This is a genomic window from Sphingomonas sp. CARO-RG-8B-R24-01 (assembly GCF_022662295.1).
GTDB lineage: Bacteria > Pseudomonadota > Alphaproteobacteria > Sphingomonadales > Sphingomonadaceae > Sphingomonas.
The window spans coordinates 66,145-85,455 of sequence record NZ_JAKNQI010000010.1; the positions used below are offsets into that span (position 1 = coordinate 66,145).

Annotated in this window: 19 protein-coding genes; 14 read left to right on the top strand and 5 right to left on the bottom strand. The window is 61.2% G+C overall.

Translation table 11 applies throughout. The annotated features are described in order from the left end of the window. The first annotated feature begins 88 nt into the window (after positions 1–88). Positions 89–583, top strand: coding sequence for a hypothetical protein (locus tag L8G49_RS17920; RefSeq protein ID WP_242187095.1), 495 nt, complete (start codon positions 89–91; stop codon positions 581–583). Between the two features lie 100 nt (positions 584–683). Here L8G49_RS17920 and L8G49_RS17925 read toward each other — a convergent pair whose 3' ends face one another. Both L8G49_RS17925 and L8G49_RS17930 read right to left on the bottom strand, forming a co-directional pair. Next, on the bottom strand, positions 684–1,193 hold the full coding sequence (locus tag L8G49_RS17925; RefSeq protein ID WP_242187097.1) for a peptide-methionine (S)-S-oxide reductase: 510 nt from the start codon (positions 1,191–1,193) through the stop codon (positions 684–686). 6 nt (positions 1,194–1,199) lie between these two features. Beyond that, positions 1,200–1,643 carry a hypothetical protein gene (locus tag L8G49_RS17930; RefSeq protein WP_242187099.1) on the bottom strand — a complete coding sequence of 148 codons (444 nt, stop codon included), beginning with the start codon at positions 1,641–1,643 and terminating at the stop codon, positions 1,200–1,202. Between the two features lie 934 nt (positions 1,644–2,577). Between L8G49_RS17930 and L8G49_RS17935 the strand changes: the two genes are divergently transcribed. The 3 genes from L8G49_RS17935 to L8G49_RS17945 all read left to right on the top strand — a co-directional run bounded on the left by L8G49_RS17935 (position 2,578) and on the right by L8G49_RS17945 (position 8,886). Next, positions 2,578–5,694 carry a sensor histidine kinase gene (locus tag L8G49_RS17935; RefSeq protein ID WP_242187101.1) on the top strand — a complete coding sequence of 1,039 codons (3,117 nt, stop codon included), beginning with the start codon at positions 2,578–2,580 and terminating at the stop codon, positions 5,692–5,694. A 688-nt stretch (positions 5,695–6,382) separates the two neighbouring features. After that, positions 6,383–7,387, top strand: a complete 1,005-nt coding sequence (locus tag L8G49_RS17940) for a site-specific integrase (protein WP_242187103.1) — start codon at positions 6,383–6,385, stop codon at positions 7,385–7,387. A 14-nt stretch (positions 7,388–7,401) separates the two neighbouring features. After that, the gene (locus L8G49_RS17945; RefSeq protein WP_242187104.1) at positions 7,402–8,886 is read left to right on the top strand and encodes a hypothetical protein; all 1,485 of its coding nucleotides are present in this window, start codon (positions 7,402–7,404) and stop codon (positions 8,884–8,886) included. A gap of 234 nt (positions 8,887–9,120) precedes the next feature. On the opposite strand, the gene L8G49_RS17950 is transcribed toward L8G49_RS17945, so the two are convergent. From L8G49_RS17950 to L8G49_RS17960, 3 genes are all read right to left on the bottom strand, one after another. Then, complete coding sequence (locus L8G49_RS17950; protein ID WP_242187106.1) at positions 9,121–9,468, bottom strand: hypothetical protein; 348 nt, start codon at positions 9,466–9,468, stop codon at positions 9,121–9,123. Further along, a complete protein-coding gene (locus tag L8G49_RS17955; RefSeq protein WP_242187108.1) occupies positions 9,465–10,070 on the bottom strand; it encodes a transcriptional regulator in 606 nt (201 codons plus the stop codon). Before L8G49_RS17955 ends, L8G49_RS17950 begins: the two co-directional genes overlap by 4 nt. A gap of 148 nt (positions 10,071–10,218) precedes the next feature. After that, positions 10,219–10,536 (bottom strand): DUF2218 domain-containing protein, encoded by a 318-nt coding sequence (locus tag L8G49_RS17960; RefSeq protein WP_242187109.1) that lies wholly within the window; start codon positions 10,534–10,536, stop codon positions 10,219–10,221. Between the two features lie 550 nt (positions 10,537–11,086). On the opposite strand from L8G49_RS17960, the gene L8G49_RS17965 reads away from it, so the two are divergent. From L8G49_RS17965 to L8G49_RS18010, 10 genes are all read left to right on the top strand, one after another. Further along, positions 11,087–11,581, top strand: coding sequence for a TlpA family protein disulfide reductase (locus L8G49_RS17965; protein WP_242187110.1), 495 nt, complete (start codon positions 11,087–11,089; stop codon positions 11,579–11,581). Positions 11,582–11,780: 199 nt separating this feature from the next. Beyond that, positions 11,781–12,062: a GNAT family N-acetyltransferase gene (locus L8G49_RS17970; RefSeq protein ID WP_242187111.1), complete on the top strand. Its 282-nt coding sequence runs from the start codon at positions 11,781–11,783 to the stop codon at positions 12,060–12,062. A gap of 80 nt (positions 12,063–12,142) precedes the next feature. Continuing rightward, positions 12,143–13,171 (top strand): magnesium and cobalt transport protein CorA, encoded by a 1,029-nt coding sequence (locus L8G49_RS17975; protein WP_242187112.1) that lies wholly within the window; start codon positions 12,143–12,145, stop codon positions 13,169–13,171. A 126-nt stretch (positions 13,172–13,297) separates the two neighbouring features. Continuing rightward, entirely contained in the window at positions 13,298–13,510 is a 213-nt protein-coding gene (locus L8G49_RS17980; RefSeq protein ID WP_242187245.1) for a DUF2171 domain-containing protein, read from the top strand. 778 nt (positions 13,511–14,288) lie between these two features. Continuing rightward, on the top strand, positions 14,289–14,666 hold the full coding sequence (locus L8G49_RS17985; RefSeq protein WP_242187113.1) for a hypothetical protein: 378 nt from the start codon (positions 14,289–14,291) through the stop codon (positions 14,664–14,666). Beyond that, the gene (locus L8G49_RS17990) at positions 14,663–15,268 is read left to right on the top strand and encodes a lytic transglycosylase domain-containing protein (protein ID WP_242187114.1); all 606 of its coding nucleotides are present in this window, start codon (positions 14,663–14,665) and stop codon (positions 15,266–15,268) included. Before L8G49_RS17985 ends, L8G49_RS17990 begins: the two co-directional genes overlap by 4 nt. Before the next feature lie 11 nt (positions 15,269–15,279). Then, positions 15,280–15,597, top strand: a complete 318-nt coding sequence (locus L8G49_RS17995; RefSeq protein WP_277923353.1) for a TrbC/VirB2 family protein — start codon at positions 15,280–15,282, stop codon at positions 15,595–15,597. Positions 15,598–15,600: 3 nt separating this feature from the next. Then, positions 15,601–15,951 (top strand): VirB3 family type IV secretion system protein, encoded by a 351-nt coding sequence (locus tag L8G49_RS18000; protein WP_242187117.1) that lies wholly within the window; start codon positions 15,601–15,603, stop codon positions 15,949–15,951. After that, on the top strand, positions 15,941–18,301 hold the full coding sequence (locus L8G49_RS18005) for a VirB4 family type IV secretion/conjugal transfer ATPase (RefSeq protein WP_242187119.1): 2,361 nt from the start codon (positions 15,941–15,943) through the stop codon (positions 18,299–18,301). Before L8G49_RS18000 ends, L8G49_RS18005 begins: the two co-directional genes overlap by 11 nt. A gap of 20 nt (positions 18,302–18,321) precedes the next feature. Beyond that, positions 18,322–19,065, top strand: coding sequence for a type IV secretion system protein (locus L8G49_RS18010; protein WP_242187121.1), 744 nt, complete (start codon positions 18,322–18,324; stop codon positions 19,063–19,065). Positions 19,066–19,311 lie beyond the last annotated feature (246 nt).

Sequence of the window (19,311 nt, forward strand, 5' to 3'; positions counted from 1 at the left end):
AATGCATGCCTGAACACACTCCGGGGCAGACTCTCTCGAGAGGCGCCCGGAGGTTCAGGGCCTCTCGGCCGCCTAGCAAGCGAAGCCGATGACATTTCACCCGGGCAGGCGAACACGCCTTCCACAAATTGAGGACGAGGACATGAATCCAGTTTCTGCAGGAGCGATTGGCGGAATCGTCGGTGGTTTGGCGATCGCGGCGATGGGTATGCTGTACGGGGCCGGGACCGGGCGCGGCCTCTGGGCGCTCCCAAATCGCATCGGCGGCATTGTCCTTGGGCCTCGACCGAGGAAGATCGAAGCGCTCGGTGCCAGCACCGTTGTCGGCGTGCTGCTCCACATGCTGCTCTCTGCGGTCTACGGGGTCCTGATCGTACTGATCGCGCAAAACCTGACCGGCGCCTACGTGCTCACCGGTCTGATCGTCGGCATCGGTATCTGGCTCGCCAACTATTACGTCATCGGCGCTTTCCATGCCGGCTCGCGCGAAGTCGCCCGCCTCAATCCGGTGCCGGTCGCTCTCGCGCTTCACGCCCTGTTCGGGGCGATCGCAGGCGCCGTTGCGAGAAGCCTGCTCTCCTGACTTCTCTCAAGGCGATCCGGGTGGCCGATTCGCTTGAGGCCGTATGGTGCCAATTCACCTGCGACCTTGAAGAGCGGCTACCTGGCTCGCGTGCCAGTCATCAGGGCATCACGAACTTGGGAAAGGCGCGGCGTATCTCGCTAAGCTTGGGATCGATGAAGCGTTTGCAAAAAGGTCGGTCCGGATCCACGCGATAATAGTTCCGGAAGTGTTCGGGAGATGCCTTGAACGCCTCAAACGGCAGAACGGCAGTCGTCAGTTTCTCGGAATAAGAACACCTCAATTCCGCTAGCGCGTCGACGCAAAGCGCCTGCTGCTTGGTGTCGAACGCGTACACGGCGCTTCGATATTTGCTTTCGAGCGGATTAGGCGCCGTCGATCGATGCGTGCGGACGTGGACCTCGATCAGAAGCCGCAGCGAGATCTGTCTTCGGTCGTAGGTCACGAGCACCGCCTCCGCCCAACTGTCAGCGGGCGGGAGCGATCGGATGTGGCCTTGCTCTACGGACTCGACGCCTTTGAGCGTCTGGAAGACACCCTCGGTGCACCAGTGACATCCGCCACCAATGCCGAACCGGTCAAGATCCTCGTCCGCATCCGCAGCGCTCACTGCCTGCTACTCGACGCTTTCGACGATGAGGGTTCGTCCGTTGAAGGAACAGCTATCGCCGGCACCTTTGCCTGCCATGACCTGGTAGATCGGCGCCTCCGTGGAGATGCCCATCAATTCGTGACCTTCACACGTGAACTTGTCACTGGCGACGGCAATGACGAAGTAGCGACCGGCCACCTTCACGATCGCCCCCTCGTCGACGGCACGCTTCGGAGCGAAGTCGATCCGGCGAAGCTTTTCGAGCTTCTCGGAATGCGCATGGATCGGCTGGTCGAAGGCTTCCGACAGGTCGCGCGCGAACTCGGCCTGCGCTTGCTCGTCATTCTCGATCGGTTCGGTGCGATCGAGCCGGGCAGCGGAGATGTACTGCAGATAGCTTTGGCGGGAGGCGTCGTAGGCTGCCTCTTCCAGTTGGAGCATCGTCTCTCGTACCTTCTGCTTGTCCATGATTACCTCGTTGTGGCTTTATAGGGATTGCGGTCGGCCCGATGGTCATCGGCAGAACGCGGCGGCGTTCGCCGCCGTGCTCCGAGGCATCCGGCCGGCGTGGGAGGGACGGTAGCCGGCCGGATGCGGAGCGGAGAAGCCGAGCGGGTACGATCGGTGCAACTCCGGGAAACTATTGGCCGGGCTCAGGGGGACGAAAGCGACGGCCAGCATGTCTTCCAACTTCGAATTCGCGCACTCACCCGCCTTGGTTACACTGATCCGCTCGCCTGATCGCCGTGGTGGCATGGGCGAACCGACCGTACCGCCTCCGAGCGTCGCCTGGCTAATCGGCCGGGAGGCGCCATCGGTTACACGCGGTAACCGATGGCCCTCATCGCGTAGACTGCCTTCCAGCACAAACTGTGCGTCCGGATAAGTTGAAGGCCGCCACATGCGCCCGGCCTTTAGATATCTGACGCCCGAGCAGTTTCCCGCGGGACAGGCGGCTCGTACTGCCCGCAGGTTCAGCGGTCGGTGGCCTCGAGCTTGCTCTACGCCGCTGTGTAGGCAGGCTCACCTGTCACGCGGGCAGCCGTCGCTTTTGCGCCCGCACCGAGTGCAACACTCTGCCCAGGATTGGATCTCGGTGTTTCCTCTCGCGACCGCCTTCCTCTTGGGGCTATAGCGGTGAAGCCTATCGCGACAGCGCGGCCAATCCGACTAGGGCGAATGGCATGAATATAGATACATTTGGTAAACGTGCAGTTCTTGCTTCTACCGTGGGGTGGGTATTGGCTCGCCAGGGGCCCCGGATATATCATCCGAGTATGTCGGTCTCGGCGTGTGACAGGGGGCAGGTTTGACCCCAAACTTCAAAGATGCACGTCATATGCATGGATTGCGCTGCAAGCGCTTTGGCAAAGCACGACCATGGCAAAGAGCACGCTCCGTTATGCTGCTCCCGCAGGAGGCGATCAGATCTCCGATCGGCCGCGCGCTACTTGCCGTCACCCTGCTTTTGACAGGGACCGTCTTGGATCAAGGAGCTTTAGCGTTAAGCCCGAAACAGCGACTGAGCCAGTACGGCCATAGGATCTGGCGGGTCGGACAGGCCGGCCTTCAGAGTCCGCCGATGTCGATCGCTCAGACAGCCGATGGTCAGATCTGGATCGGCAGTTCGGACGGTCTCTACCGATTTGACGGCGTTCGGTTCTCTCTCTGGACTCCATCGTCGCCGAAAACGCCCGAGCTGAAGCAAATCGTGCACCTGCTGGGATCGCGCGACGGCAGCCTATACATCGGAGCGCAAAACGGCCTTAGCCGCGTTCGGGGGAGCGCGTTTTATCACTACCCGTCTGCGCTCACGACGCCGGGACCCTTCATCGAAGACCGCGACAGCAAGGTCTGGTTCGGCAACCTCGGGCAGCACAAACGGAGCGCCGAGGCCCTGTGTTCCGTGGGCGCCGTTGACGTGCGCTGCTACGGACAAGCGGACGGCCTGACCTGCTCCGGCGACTATGGCATAACCGCAACATCGTCGTCGGTGCTCTGGGTGGGTGGTCGCAAGGGGGTTTGCAGTTGGCTTCGCGGGCGGCCCTCGGCAACCTACAACGTTGGTCAAGGTAACGCCTACGCCGTCGCGATGACGGTCGGCCCTGAGGATGCAATTTGGGCCGGCGTGCGAGCGGGAGGTAGAAGCAGCGGCCTTTGGAAGCATGAGAGCGGCACTTGGCGGCGGGTGGCGATACCGAATGTAGACAACCGGACGATCGATATCTGGCGAATGCTGAGCGACAGTCACGGCGCCCTTTGGATCGGCACCCGCGACAATGGGCTATTCCGGTTGGCCGCCGGAAACTCCGATCGCTTCGACCACAGGGACGGTCTCGGCAGTGACTTCGTGACCGACATCTTGCAGGATTACGAAGGCGACGTCTGGGTGGTGACACCCGCAGGAGTCGAGCAGTTTTACCCCCTAGCCGTCACACGTATCGGCGCCCGGGAGGGGCTCTCCGCTGATGACGTGAACAGCTTAACAAAAGGCCGCGACGGGGCCTTTTACGCCTTTAATGGCTTCGCTGTCGATCGGATCACGGAAAATGGGGTCGCCGCGTCCTACCGCAAGATGCCGGTTAAGATCGCTTTCGGAACAGCTTTCGGCGATAGTCGCGGAACAGTCTGGGCCGGTGGCGACGGCAGACTTTTTCTGTTCGAGGATCGAAAACCGCGTGAGTTGCGAGATCACAGCGGTCGGCCGCCGGACGAGGTCGCTGGGTTTGCAGAAGACGAGGCTGGTGACGTATGGGTCGCAGTGGGCGATCGATCGCAAGGAGATGCTCAAGGGTGGTTATGGCGCTTCCGGAATGGAAAGCTCCGGCAGCAGGTCGCCATACCGTCAGTCTCGCGGCACGTCAGTATCGACAAGATCTCAACCAACTTGGCGGGGGGTCTATGGATTGCCGCGAGCGACTCGACGATCTACAATTTCAATAGAGGCGTCTTCAAGCGTGTAATCGGCCCAATCAGCAAGGTCGGCGATCACGTACGACAAATCGTTCCAGTGGCACCGGATGAGTTTTGGCTGGCGACTTCGAACGGGGCAGTTTGGGTCAAGGACGGACAGGTTAGGGCACTAAGGCAAGCCAACGGCCTTCCGTGTGCTGACCTCTCCGGTCTGGCCTTCGACGCGCGCCAGAACTTATGGTTGGGGTCGGGTTGTGCATTGCTCAAGATATCCAAAGGGGATCTTGACGCCTGGCGCAACACGCCGAAGCATGTTGTTCGCGTCGGTAAAACGAATGCGTCGCTTGGTTATGTACCAAGCGACAGCGCGTCATTGCTCTCTGGACCGCATGGACAAGTCTATTTCGCGAGCAGCAACTATGTGTACAAGTTTGACCCGTTGGACGTTCCGGTCGATAGAGCCGCTCCGTCAACCCAAATAGAGGGGCTGATTGCAGATCGTCTTTCGTTGAGGCCGGCTGCGAGTCTGACTCTGCCAAAGCTGACACGGCGGCTGGAAATCGACTACACAGGGCTTAGTTATAGACACCCTGACAATTTGACGTTCAAGTACCGACTGTTCGGTCATGACGAAGACTGGATAGACGCGGGCAATCGACGTCAGGCTTTCTACAACGATCTACCGCCCGGCCGGTATAGATTTGCTGTGTCGGCCTGCAACTTAGACGATGTATGCGACGCCGAGGCTGCCACTTCACTACTCGCCCTGCCACCCGCTTGGTGGCAGACAGTCTTGTTCAAGACCGTATGCGGGTTCGCACTCATGGGTCTCATCTGGCTCGTCGTTCGCTGGCGGATCAGCGCGCAGGCCGAAGCGCTGCGTCTCCAGTTCGATAGCCGACTGCAAGAGCGTACGCGAGTCGCGCGGGATCTGCACGACACACTTATGCAGACGGTATTAGCGAGCAAGTTGCTGGCGGACGATGGCCAGCAGATTGAAACGACCGCATCGGGACAAGCGACCTTCAGAAGCTTGTCCGATTGGCTGGGGCGGGCTGTTGACGAGGGTCGAACCGTCGTTGACTCTTTGCGTACCTCGACCGAAGGTGTCGGAGACTTGCTGGAGGCATTTCAGGTTGTCGCACTGGAGGAAAGCGCTGCGCGAAAAGTAAAGGCGCTGTTCAGCCGCGAAGGCGACGTCCGCAAGCTGCATCCCGTTGTACGCGACGAGGTCTATCGTATAGGTGTCGAGGCCTTCAGAAACGCATGTTTCCATGCGCGGTGTAGCCGGATCGTTACGACAATCCATTATGGGCAGAGTCTTGTTGTTCGCGTTAGCGATGATGGCGCGGGGATAGACGAAGCGATCCTAAAAAGCGGAAAGCCCGGCCATTTCGGTCTTATTGGGATGCACGAACGAGCAGACAACATAGGCGCTACGCTTCTGTTCTCGACATCAACTGCGGGAACCGACGTCCATCTCCGCGTACCAGGCAGAATAGCATATGCTCGCGACTATAGAGCCTTAACCAGTATTTGGGGATCCGTTTTGAAGGGGTTGGGTTTGAGGCGAACTCCGGACCTCACGACTGCAGCCGACGGATGATTGCGCTCTTTAGGTTCTACCATAGACTTCTTCTCACGTGAGGTACAGAACCTCTGAGTTCCACTGGCGTGGCTCTGATACGGAGGCAACGTGTTGTCGGGCTTCCAAAACCAGGACCTCGGGGACGCTGCCAACCCCGACGGCCACCGCCACAGGGACGTAATGACGGGCGCAGCACTCCGATCAGGATCATATCAGGGGCGACCAGAGCTGCGGATGAGCCGCAGGCCTGCTGTAAAAGGATCTGCTCGACCGTTTCGTGACGTGCTCGCGCAATTTGCGGCCGATGAGCAGGCGTGGCCGGGGCGCATGGCCGATAGGACAGCAACGTGCGCCATGGCTGGGCGCCGGCAGGCTCAAGGGTCAGCTCGTTTGATCCTATAGCCTGCCCAGCCACTGACGATGTTTCTTCCGATAACGCTGATTCTCGGAAGAAAGAATGTGACCTTTTCCGAGGGTCCGGTTAGGATCACCGAAGGCATAAGGAGGCGTGCGTTGAAGCAACGCGGGTGGCTGGTCGGATGGCGTACAATGCTCGGGCGGTTGCTCGGCGTCAGCCTCGCGCTCGGCCGCGATCAAGCCAGCCACGGGCCGGCGCGCGCTGCTCGGCGCCGCGCCTTTCCACGTGGCAACTCGCGGACTACGCGCGGACCGACTACCAAGCAGCGAACCGGACGTGGCGGCGGCCGTGGCTGACGAACCCGGCGCCGGTCGCGCGCTCGTCGGCCCCGCGCCGATGCTGGAGGCGCCGGTCCTTCCGGCTGTGCTCGAGGCGGAGGTCGATGCCGCACGGGGGTACGCCGCCGCGTCGCGCGCCGCCTCCACGCGCCGCGCCTACCTCTCGGATTGGTCGATCTTCACCGCGTGGTGCGATAGCCGCGGCATCGAGCCTCTGCCCGCGCGGCCCGCCGCAGTCGCGACGTTCCTCGCAGCCGAGGCTGAGGCAGGCGTAAAGACGGCGACAATCGGGCGTCGGCTCGCGGCGATCGGCTACATGCACCGCGCCCAGGGGTTCGACGCGCCGCAAGCATGCGTCGGCGCGCAGGCGATCCGCGACGTCCTTGCCGGCATCCGCCGCACACACGGCGTCCGCAAGGGCAAGAAGCGCGCCGCCGACGCCGACATGTTGCGCGACATGTTGCACGGGATCGAGGGTGACAGCCCCCGAGCGGTGCGAGACCGCGCGCTGCTCGCGATCGGGATGGCCGGCGCGTTCCGACGCTCCGAGCTCGTCGCGCTTCAGCTCGACGAGGTTGCGATGGTGCCCGAGGGCATCCGCATCCTGATCGGCCGCTCCAAGACCGACCAAGAGGGCGCGGGCGCCGAGATCGCGATACCGGAGGGCAGTCGCATCCGACCCAAGCAGCTGCTGCTCGCCTGGGTGACGCTCGCCGGGTTCGCGGACGGGCCGGTGTTCCGCAAGTTGACGCCACAGGGGCGGATCACGGCTAAGCCGATGAGCGACCGCGGGGTCGCGCTGGTGGTAAAAGCGCGCGCCCAGGCGGCCGGCTACGATCCCGAGCAGGTCGCAGGGCACTCGCTGCGCGCCGGCTTCCTGACCGAGGCGGCGCGGCGGGGCGCCAACATCTTCAAAATGCGGGAGCAGAGCCGGCATAAATCGCTCGAGGTGCTCTCCGACTATGTTCGCAACCACGAGCTGTTTGCCGACCACGCCGGCGAACGGTTCCTGTGATCCGCGGCGAGTGAATGGCCGGCGCCGACACCCTGCGCTCTGTCGAGATCGCGATGATCAAGACGATGTTGGCGCTGCGGCCCGAGCTGACGAAGCAGGCGATCCTCTCCTATTTCACCAGGCCCGGGCGCGACCTGAACCATCGCCTGATCTCACAAATCGCAAACGGACTCTGGCCAGAGATCGCACCCGCCCCGCTCGAGTTAACGCTCGCCTACATGGCAGATTGCCTGGCCCGACCCGGTCCGCTCAAGCACGCCGACCTAGACGAACAGGATCAGACCGCAATGCCGACTCGTCTCGCAACTATTGACCTTACCTGGTGGCCGGTGGGCCAGGGGCTTTTCTGGTCAGGTCGGCTAGCGGGCGCGCGCAGCGGCACCTTTAATTGGGTGTACGATTGCGGTTCGTCCTCGGGCGCGAAAGAGCGCGACGCGGCGATCCGCCGGTTTCGGCAAAGGCTTGGTGGCCAGCCCATCGACGTCGTTGTGTTGTCGCACTTTGATAGGGACCACATCAATGGGATCGTCGCGCTCATCCGGGGCGTCTCGGTTCGCACTCTGCTGCTGCCCTACATCCCCCTGTGGCAACGGCTTCTGATCGCCATCGGCGAAGGCCTGACCGAGGCCGATGCCGCCTTCGGCTTCTATCTTGACCCCGCGGCCTTTCTTGCCGGCATCGACGGCGGGGGAATTGGCGAAGTCGTGTTCGTGCCGGCGGCCGGTCCTGACGACGTCGTGCCTGGGCCGGAGGATCCAATTGATCCCGATCCCGGCATCGAGGGAGGAAAGCCGGAATATGGATCTCCGCCTCCGGGGAGCGAGGACGATCCAGCAATCTTGCCGGCCACAAATATCGAGGTCCGGTTCCTTCAGCCGCAAGGGCGGATCGTCGTGCCATCGCTTTGGGAATTCGTGCCCTACAATGACGCGTCCATGCAGCCGCTCACGAGCCCGACGTTCGTCAGCCAGGCAAAGGCCCTCGCGAAGAACTTTCTGGACCATCCTGCCCAGCGCAGTTCCACGCTCCAGAAGCTGAAGCAACTCTACCAGCATACGTTCGGTGCGGGCTCGACGCCCGCAAACTTGATCTCCCTGTTCCTCTACTCCGGCCCGGTCGGAGCAAGGATCGAGTTCGACGCTGTCGCCGCGACCGCTCCGTTCGCGCGGCGCCACGGCCAGGACAATTTGGCGCAACTCGCGACCGGCGACGGCTATGTCGACGATCCTGCCCGCCTCGCGGCATTGCAGCGCTTCTTCTCCGCTGGCCGGATAGCGCGAGCCGGGCTGTTTCAAGTCATGCACCACGGCTCCCGCGAGAACTGGCAAGATGGCCTTGGCGCTGCCTTCAAGCCGGCGGCTAGCATCTTTTCGTCTGACCCGGGTTTCACGCACGGCCATCCGCACCCCGAGGTCTTGCGCGATTTCTGGCCCTGGTATCCCGTCCGCGTCGACAAACATTCCGGTTTCGGCCTCATCGCCGTGCTTCAGACACCGTAAGGATACAAGGCCGGAAAATAGGCCGACGACATCGAAACCCAACCGCAGATTATCCTCTAAACCACCGAATGACCCGCTAGGCTGGCCCTTCAAGGAGCGCTCGGTGGCTTTCTCATTCGCTGTACAACCCAGACAAACTCGAATGGCGATGTCGGGCAACCCGAGAGGGCAGCCCTGACTAGGCTTACTCGTCGATCACGCCGCCAAAGTTTCAGCGATGCACGAGCGACGGGCTCAGCGCCCGTAGCGATCGTGCTCATAGGCCAGTCCGCGTCCATCCAGGTTAGCAATGCGGATCGTGGCCGCTGTCAGTTGCTGCTCTGTCGGCGTTGGCAGGTTGGGCTCGGCGAAATGGGTGACCATGGCCATCTCGCGGTCGAGCAGCAAAGCCGCCTGCGGCGCCGTCCCGCCGGTTGACCAACACAAAGCGTCTCCGTTCCGCCGGACCAGAGTGACATGGAAAATATGTTGGCCAAGCGTGCAGAAGAGGTAGCTTTGGCCCAGCGCTACGCCACCGGCCAGCTCTCTGATATCAATCCACTCGATGACTAACCCTATCTTTCCCGAGGGTGTGCTGCTCATCGTGCGGCGCCGAACGCATGAGCCAATTCCGAGACAGCGAGCCAGCGTTCGCGTTCCTGGCGCGCGTCCGGCAGCGCGCGGTGCGCCGGCGGACGATTCTCGAACCGGCCAGCCGCTTCAGCGAGGACCTTTCTAGTCGCGCGATGTATTTCTGAGGAGGGCAAAAATGGGGCAAGAAGCGCCTCTGCGAGTTCGGCCAGGCCAAGATCTGTGTCGATCAATCGAATGGCGTGACGGGGCAGTCCCGCCGACCGCAGGAGGACACTAAGCCATTTTCCGTCCCATGAGGGCGCGCTCGCGAACACCTCATGGCCCTGTAGCGCCGCCATCAGTTGGTTCGCTACGACGTCGCTCGCGATGCCCTCGTTGAGTATTTGGTCTCTCGAGATTCCATGTATCGCCTGCGCTGCGGAGTCCCAATCGGTCCATTCCTCGAGCGGGCGGACCAAAAATGTCTCGGCCGTGCCGTTTTCTAGAACCCAGGCCACCTCGATCGGATATCCATGGCGGCCGAGTGACGACGCTTCGAAGTCGATGAATGCCCGCATTTCAACAACCTCGATCCCATCGCCAACGTTCGTGATGTCGGTTTGCCGCGACAATCGGCCCCGAACAGTTGCCCGCTTATCGATGCACAGCGACCGAAGGTTACATCGCGCACGCCGCGGACGTGCTCTCCTCGTGTACTCCGATAGGTGAGCATGGTTCGACACGAGACGAGATCGTCTCGTGGGCAAGCCGCACACGCAGTCAGGAGATCTCGTGCCAGACGCACCGCACGCCCGCCTCGTACTCGGCAACCCGGTCCACGTGCTTGGCAACAGACTCCTTGGTATCATCGAAGCGTTTGCGGTCCGAGCCGATGAGGCGCAGCGAAAGGCTGTCACCGTCTGCCGTCATGACAAGTTCGCCCCCCGGAAGCTCGATTTCCGCGGTAAGCGTATCGTACCGCACGGGATATGTGTGCACCCAGGCCTCGGCAATCCCCGTCAGGTAGCGACTGGCTTCGACTGTCGCGATCCGCGCTTCGGCTTCAAGCATCTGGAACTCCTGGAATAGGTGCTTCATGCATACTCGCTCGAATCTCCCTGACCGTTACATCAATGCACCGGGCTGCACAGACCATCCGGATGAAACCATCCCAAGACCTATCGATCGTCGGTGCTGGAGACCACTTAGGATTGCGTCAGATCCGGGCCCAAGACGCTACCAACTGCTCAAAGGGTCAGACGTATAGGCCACCTTCTGACCACTGGCACCGCAAGATGCCGGTGAAGGTGGTCGTCTACGACATATCAGCTCTCGGGCTCATTGCCTCTGAGGCCGAAAACGTCGGCGTGCCCGCGTTTCGCGACGCCATGCCATACCCGAAGCCCGATCATGCTATCGTCGCGCGCCTGTTGCGATGGTGCCCGGCTTCACCGTTCGAGCGACTTCGCGCGAAACATTGCGAACCGACGGTCCCGTCATCATAGATGCTGTCGAGCGGATCCCGCGCGGCTGCACTTATCATTTTGTTGGCCCAAACTGGGTGCTGCCGCGGCGAGGTGAAGCAACCGCATAACAGACCGCCCTTGGGGGGCTCCTCCCTTCGGCGCTCAAAAGCCGCAAGGCCTCCTTGGAGATCGAAATGCAGAACGGAATCGTGGGTCTGACAGCACCGCCGTTGCGGGCCGTTCGCTGGATCGACAGCAATGGTGACGAATTGGACTCGATGTCGATCGAAGATCTGGGGAACGGGTATCGAGTTCTATATTTCTTTCAGGACTGGTGCGCTGGTTGCCACGCGCATGGATTTCCCGCCCTTGGTGCGCTCGTCAGAAGACTGGCCGATAAAGGAGTCGGCTTCGCGGCCATCCAAACCGTGTTCGAGGGATTCGACGTCAACACGTTCGAGCACCTCCGGGGCAACCAACGTCGCTACGGCTTGAGAATTCCCTTCGGCCACGCCGAACCGCAAGCGGGTGCCGCTGTGCCGGCGGTGATGGAGGCGTATCGCACCGGGGGTACTCCGTGGTTCGTCGTAATAGCGCCCGATGGCGTGGTCGTTTTTGATGGCTTCCAACTGGATCCGGATGCGCTTGTCGGAGTGCTTCTAGCCCAGACTGCGTAGGGTACCCGGCGACCTAACAATTCGATTACGGCCCGCCGAAGGTTCCCGGGGTTCATTAACACTCTCCGCTACGAGTTCCGCGCCCGGTGGCCAGCTCCGCCCAGATGTAACCGTCATGCCCTCCAGATCGAGTTTCAGCCATGTATGCCGCTGCAACTGATGAGGCTGTTCGGTACCCAGCACCTTGGAGGAGGATTCGGTGGAAGCTCGACTTATCAACAATCAGTCGATGAGCCGATACGAGTTGCCGATCGCTGAGGGGGTGGCGGCGGTGGCCTATTACGCTCTCGAGGACGGTCGGGTTGTGCTTCGGCACACCGAGGTTCCGAACGAGTATGCGGGGCAAGGCATCGGCAGCCGGTTAGCGGAGGCAGTTTTCGAGACGTTAAAGGCGCAGGGTCGCCGCGTAATCGCGAAATGCTCCTTCATGGCGGCTTTTGCCACCAGACATCCCGCATACGCTGCGATGCTTGATGGCTAAGTCGTGATGACGTCGCTCGCATCCGCGCCGGGCGTTTGCGAACTCGTTGCCCGGACGGATGCGTTTCAAAGGAGTCGGATTTGAGCATCGTTGTCGCGACCCACGGAGAGGAGGTTGCACCCCGCTGGACGGACTGGGACGAAACGGCGCTCGAGACGCCGCAGCAGGGATTCATCTGGATCGATGTGGTCGACGCCGAAGGCGAGAGTATCGGTAAGCTGCAGCGCGTTTATGGCTTGCACGAGCTCGCGGTCGAAGACTCGATGAGCACAACTCAATTCGCGAAGGTCAATTTCTATTCCGATCACGTGTTCGTCGTGGCCAAAGCGGCTGAGCTATGCGGCGATCAAATCGAATATACCGACGTGAGCATTTTCCTCAGCGAGGGACGCGTCATCACGGTCTGTCGAATGGAAACCGCGTTTGGCGGACGATTGAGGGAGAGCATACAGCGCATCGCCGCGCGCAACATCAAAAGTCCAGAATACGTCGTACACGAAGTGCTCGATCTGATCGTTGAGAACTATTTTCCCGTTGTTCAGACGATCGCTGACGAGGTCCTCCGCATGGAGAAGCGGCTTCTCGACGATTCTCTCGATCGCGACGAGATCGCGCGGATCTTTCAACTTCGGCGCGAGACTATCCATTTCCAGCATGTCCTCACCCGAATGAACGAGGTCTGCAACAAATTGGCCAACCTTGACGTGCCTTGCGTGGCCAGTGAAGCCAGGCCCTATTTCCGCGACGTTCTCGATCACCTGATCCGCATCGATACGATGAGCACGGGCCTTATTGACGTCATTCGGGCGGCCCTGGAAGCGAGCAGTCTGCTCGAACAGCAACGGCAATCGGCCATCACGCGCCAGCTTGCCGCCTGGGCCGCCATACTCGCCGTTCCGACGGCGATCGCGGGAATCTACGGGATGAACTTCACGAACATGCCTGGCACGAACACGATCTGGGGATATTGGGTCCTCATGGGCGTGATGGGATCGATCTCCGCGTTCCTCTACTGGCGGTTCCGGCGGCTTGGCTGGCTCCAATCCGATCCGCCTAAGCCAAAATTTACCGATCGATCGCCTCGGTCGCCCGAAGAAATGCATCTCTGATGTAACCGGCGGCCTTGCGCGGGCGAGTCACTCCAGTCGTCAGCGCCGGAGGCGCCGTCGGCATCGCTATTACGTCAGTCGCATCAGGAGGTATCAGTGGCCGGATTTCAAGCCGTAACGGAAGACATGGAAGTGATCGGCGCCGATGGCGTCCACGTCGGAACGGTCGACAGCGTCACTGGGGATCGCCTTAAGTTGAAGAAGTCGGATAGCGGCGAAGGGCACCATAAGGGTCACCATCACTTCATTTCGCGTGGTTTGGTGGCGGAGGTCGAGGGCAATCAGGTGCGGCTGAGCGCGAACGCCGATGTCGCCGTGACGTTCGAGGAAGAGGAATAAGACACACCCATTGCGTTCGCAACTTGGCGCCCTTTCTTCAAGATACGGAGAAAACGACCGGGCTTCGGGCCCAGGCGAACGCAGGACGCCGTCGGACTTAGAACGGACGGCGGCGGCCGGCGTTGCGACCTCGCTGAACGCGTCGCTGTCAGAAGCTCGCGAACCGCCAATCTTCGTACTCTTGATTTGCTTCCGTCAGCGAAACTGGTTGCCGACAACTCCAAGGTAGTATCTTGTCCGGCCTGATCGATGCCTGGACCGACGAGGCGGAGCAGCGACGATGGTCTCTCCGTGACGCGGACAGACCAATAACAACATCTCTCCGAAGCTATGCGGCGGCGGTTTGTAACCACCGGTGCCGATCGCCAGCGCATGACTAGAGTGCTCTGTGTCTGGGAGGGACACATGCGGAAAACCTGCATGACATGTTCTCTCGTTGGCGGGTTCCCCATCGTCCCACGTCGGTTCTGTGACGTCCAAATCTCAACGACGGAGTAAGCTCCGGCTTGCCTTCCTCCCCTCAGACTGGTGGACTCCATACCACTCGTTGCTTCCGGGACTCGCTGGGAATTCTCTCGGTAATAGCGGCACTTAGGTTTGGTCGGCACCTTGCATTACTTCAAACCGGACAGCCTTTCACGACCCGAAACACCGTCCTGTGCACGGTTAAGTCGCTCCAGACCCGAGTTCCCCGAGGGTTGCACCAAGGTCACGGCAGCATTAATGGGGTTCCGTTACCTAGACTCTGCTGGAGCGGAGCACGGGGGGAGGCTTAGCGATGCGCTTTGGCATTCCGGTATCAATCGCGTTGGTGGCAGCTGGGAGCGGCTGGTCAGCGCCGGCGCTGGCCAGCGACTATGGCTGCCAAGTATTGTTGTGCCTCTCCAATCCGGGCGGGCCGACGCAATACGGGGCCTGCGTTCCGCCGATCTATAAGCTCTGGCGAGACCTCGCGACGGGCAAGGCGTTCCCTCCCTGTCTCGGCGGCGGGGTCTCCAAAACCACAATCCACGGCAAACAGGGCAGCGCGAATTATCGCGTTGAGATGACCTTCAGCGATGGCCGTCAGCAGACCTATTCGCTCGCCGCTATCGATGGGATCGCCGCCATGCGCGGCGGAGATGCGTCGGCACCTCAAGGGGCCCGGCAGCAATGATCCTCGCCTTGCCCGTCGTCTTGGCGCTTGCGCAGCAATGCTCACCCGGCATCGCCCCGGAGGCAATTGTCTCGATCGCCAGCGTGGAGTCTTCCTTCGACACGCTTGCAATCAACGTGAACCACCTTGGGCGCTTCCGAGCCCGGACGCCCGAGGAGGCGGCAGCGATTGCCACCCGATGGATAAGCGCCGGTTATTCCGTCGACCTTGGAATCGCACAAATCAACTCCGCGAATCTGGTCTGGACCGGCCTGTCTGTGACGACGGCTTTCGATGCGTGCAGCAACTTGGCGGCGGCCGAGAAGGTCCTCACTGCGAACTACGATCGAGCGTCGCGCGACTATCAGGGGCTCGAGGCGATCAGCCGGACATTCAGCCTCTACAACAGTGGCAGCACGACGGTCGGGTTCAGGAACAACTACGTCAACCGGGTCTGGAAGGCGGCAGGAAGGCTGGTGCCACAGATGATGGCTGCCGGTGTCGTGTCTCTCGAAGCGCTGGCGGCAGCTCGCACGATCGCGCCTCAGATTGCCGACGCCAAAGCGGCGCCACAGCCCTGGGTAGTCGGTGAAGGCGCGACGTCGGTGCTCGTGTTCAAATGAGGAGGGAAGCTATGCGAAACCTACTGGAGAAAAGGCGGAAGCAACTCGACCGAGCGCGGTATGTGCCGCTGGCGCTGGCGGTGATGCTTTTCTCGAGCCCTGCCTTTGCCGACGATCCCACGAATATCTCGAATGGTCTCACGAGCATCACCGCGTGGGTCAAAACGGCCGCAGTGCCGATCGGGATCCTTGCCGTGATGGGTGCGGGCTTTGCCAAAATGACGGGCCGTCTCGACTGGCCACGCTTCTTCTCGGTGCTCGTGGGTATCGGCATCGTCTTCGGCGCCACGCAGATCGTCGGATGGCTCAGCGGCGGCGCGACGGGCTGAGCCATGGAGCGCGAAGGCGAAGATCCTCTGCTGATTTCCATGACGCGGCCCGCCACGTTCATGAACGTTCCACTCGAAGCGGCGGGTGTCATCATGGTCGTGGGCATGATCGTGTTCGGCGCGACGCAGAACGTCTTCTGGGGCATCCTCACCGCCGGGCCGCTCTATCTCGCATCCCTTGCCGTGGTCCGGTACGATATGAATGCCTTTCGGCTACTGGGTTTGTGGGTGCGCACCCGCTTCGGGCCCGGAACCTCGACCTCTACCCGCCGGATTTGGGGCGGCAACACCTTCTCTCCAACAGCCGTCTTCCTTGCGCGAAGGAAGGGTTTCGGTAGCGCTGATGGCCAGTAGGCTCGTCAAGAACGCCAAGGTCGTTGGGCGCGAGGCGGACTACGTACCGTATCTCCCCTACCTGCGACACGCTGCGGATGACGTTATCATCCTCGAAAACGGCTGCTGTATGCGCATGTATGCCGTCGAGGGGCGCTCGTTTGAAACGCGCGATCCTGAAGAGCTGGCAGCTTGGCATAACAGCCTCAACATCCTGTTTCGCTCGCTCTGCGACGATAGGTTCGCGATCTGGACGCACATTGTCCGGCGACCAATCGAACCATATCGGCCGGAGGGTTTCAGGTCACAGTTCGCAGCCGACCTCGACGAGCAATATTACGCCAAACTGCTCGGCAGGGCGATCTATCGGAACGACTTCTACGTCACGCTGATCGTCAAACCGGGTGATCTGCTGGCCGACAAAGTCACGGGCTTCCTCGGTCTCAAGCGCAAGGGTGAGGAGGAAATCGATCCTCGCTCGCTGCTGCTGCTGAACGAGAAGTGCCGGGATTTCGAGACGATGCTCGCCGAGTGTGAGCCCGTGGCGCTCACGACCTACGAGCATAACGGCGTGCTGTTCTCGCGGCCTCTGGAGGTGCTCCATCACCTCATGATGGGGGACGAGCTGCGCATCCCGATCGTCGACGGCCCGATCGGGCAGGCGTTGTACTCGAGCCGTATTGTCTTCGGCAGCGAGACGATCGAATTCCGGCTTCCGCACGAAACGCACTTCGGGGCGATGTTCGGCATCCGCGACTACGTGGCGCAGACGCGAACGGGCCAGTTCAACGCGCTGTTGAAGCTCGACTTCCCGTTCGTGCTAACGCAGAGCTTCACCAGTTTTGTGAAGTCCAATGCGATGGACAAGCTGCAGAAGCGTCGGCGGCAGCTGGCGAGCAGCGACGACGTGACGCTCAGCCAGGCTGACGAACTTGTCGCCTCCATGGACGAGCTCAGCTCCAATCGCTTCGTGATGGGCGATCATCATCTGTCACTCATGGTAACGGACGCGGACCCGAAGCGGCTGATCGACCGTGTTTCGCGCGCCCGCGCGGCACTGGCGGACACGGGCATGGTCGCCGCCCGGGAGTCGCTCGCGTTGGAGGCCAGCTTCTGGGCACAGCTGCCGGGCAACTGGCAGATGCGGGCTCGGCCGGCCGCGATCAGCTCGCGCAATTTCGCAGCGATGTCACCCTTCTATACCTATCCGGCCGGGCAGGCGACGGCGAACCACTGGGGCGACGCCGTCGCGCTGCTCAAGACGACGTCCGGCTCGAGCTACTGGTTCAATTTCCACCTCAAGGACCTTGGTCACACGCTCGTGATCGGTCCGACCGGCGCTGGAAAGACCGTCCTGCAGAACTTCCTCATGTCACAGCTCGAAAAGGCCGGCGCGACACAAATCTTCATCGACAAGGACCGCGGCGCAGAGATTTTCGTGCGCGCGTGCGGCGGCACCTATCTGCCTCTCAGGAATGGGGTGACAACGGGGTTCGCTCCGCTCAAGGGGTTGACCAACAGCCCCGGCGACATCGCATTCCTTCAGCAGTTCGTGCGCGTGCTGGTGCGGCGCGAGGGTCAACCGTTCACGGTTTCCCAGGAGCTACGCATCGACGAGGGTATCGATGCCGTAATGCGGCTCGAACCGGGAGAGCGGTCTCTCGGCGCCCTGCGGCAGGTTCTCGGCTACAGGGATGCCGAGGGCATCGGCGCAAGGCTCGATCGATGGGCGCGCGATGGCGCGCTGGGTTGGGCGTTTGACAATGAGCAGGACGAGCTGAGCCTCGGCGCGCCGTTCATGGGCTTCGACATGACGGAGTTCCTTGATCACGCAGAGGTGCGTACCCCCATCATGCTCTACCTGTTCCACCGCATCGATGCATTGCTAGATGGCCGACGTTTGGTGGTCGACATCGACGAGTTCTGGAAAGCGCTCGAGGATGACGCCTTCAAGGCGTTCGCTCAGGACGGTCTGAAAACCTATCGCAAGCAAAACGGCATTCTGGTTTTCGGGACGCAGAGCCCGGCCGACGCGCTTCGATCAAGCATCAGCCACTCGATCATCGAGCAGACCGCGACCAAGATCATTCTTCCCAACCAGTTCGGGCGCGAGCGTGAGTATCGCGAGGGGCTCGGCCTCACCGCCGCCGAGTTCAAGCTCATCAAGGAGGAGCTGACCCCGGAGAGTCGAGCATTCCTGATCAAACAGGGTCAGAACTCGGTCGTCGCGAGGCTCGATCTCTCCGGCATGGACGACGCGATCGCGGTCCTTTCGGGACGGGCCGAAACGCTCAAGGTCATGGAAGACGCCATTGCTGCGCGCGGCGATCGGCCCGCCGACTGGCTCCCTTACTTTCAGCAACACCGATGAGGATGCCGACGAGGAGAAGGATGATGAAGCTATCGATCAAGGCGGCGCTCGCCGCATTCGCACTCACGGCCGCTGTGCCGGCGTTCGCCCAGGGCATCCCGGTCCACGACGAGCTCCAGTATCTGTCGATCATCCAGCAGGTGACGAACTCTGCCACGCAGATCGAGAAGGCGGTAACGCAGATCCAGCAGTTGGAACAAACCTACCAGAGCTTCTCCCACATCACGAATGCCGCCAGCATCGCGACCGTCCTGAACAATTCCGCAGTGAGGAATCTCCTACCGGTGGAAGCCCAGGACATGGCGAAACTGCTGTCTGGGAACACGTCGGCGATCGGTGCGATCGGTGCGTTGGCAAAGACATATCAGCAGCAATATGCGCTGCCGGCTTCTGACGGCAACGGGACAACGTATGCCGCCGGGGTCAATGAGGCCTACGCGAATTATCTAAGCGCTGTGAACGGCGGCGCCGCAAACATGATGGCCGTCGGTAGCAATAGTCTCGCGATCGGCAATCAGCGCACGACAGGTCTTGCGGATCTGCAGAACCAAATCACTTCGGCAAAGGATCCGAAGGACGTGATGGACCTAAATGTCCGAGCGACGGTGGAAAGCGCGCAGGCGACCAATGATCTCATGAAGCTGCAAGCGATCCAGATGAGCCAACAGGCGCAGAGCGATCTTCTGCTGAAGCAATATTGGGCGAGCCGATCGAGATCTGCAAACGCTGCATTGTCGTCGGCCGCAACTCAGTTTCAACAATAGGCGAGACGATACCATGCAACGGAAGCCTATCTTGGTACTCATCGGGTTCAGCTTTCTCGCGGGATGCTCTCCCCGAGACGAATTTCCGCATCAAACGGTGGAGGCCTATCAGGCCGACAAAGATCTCCGGGATGACCTATTAGAGAAGTGTGAGGGTCACATCAAAAGTAAGACTCCGTTCCGGACGCAATCCGACACCGAAGAATGCCGAAAGGCTGTGACAGCTGATGCCAACATTCGGTTCGC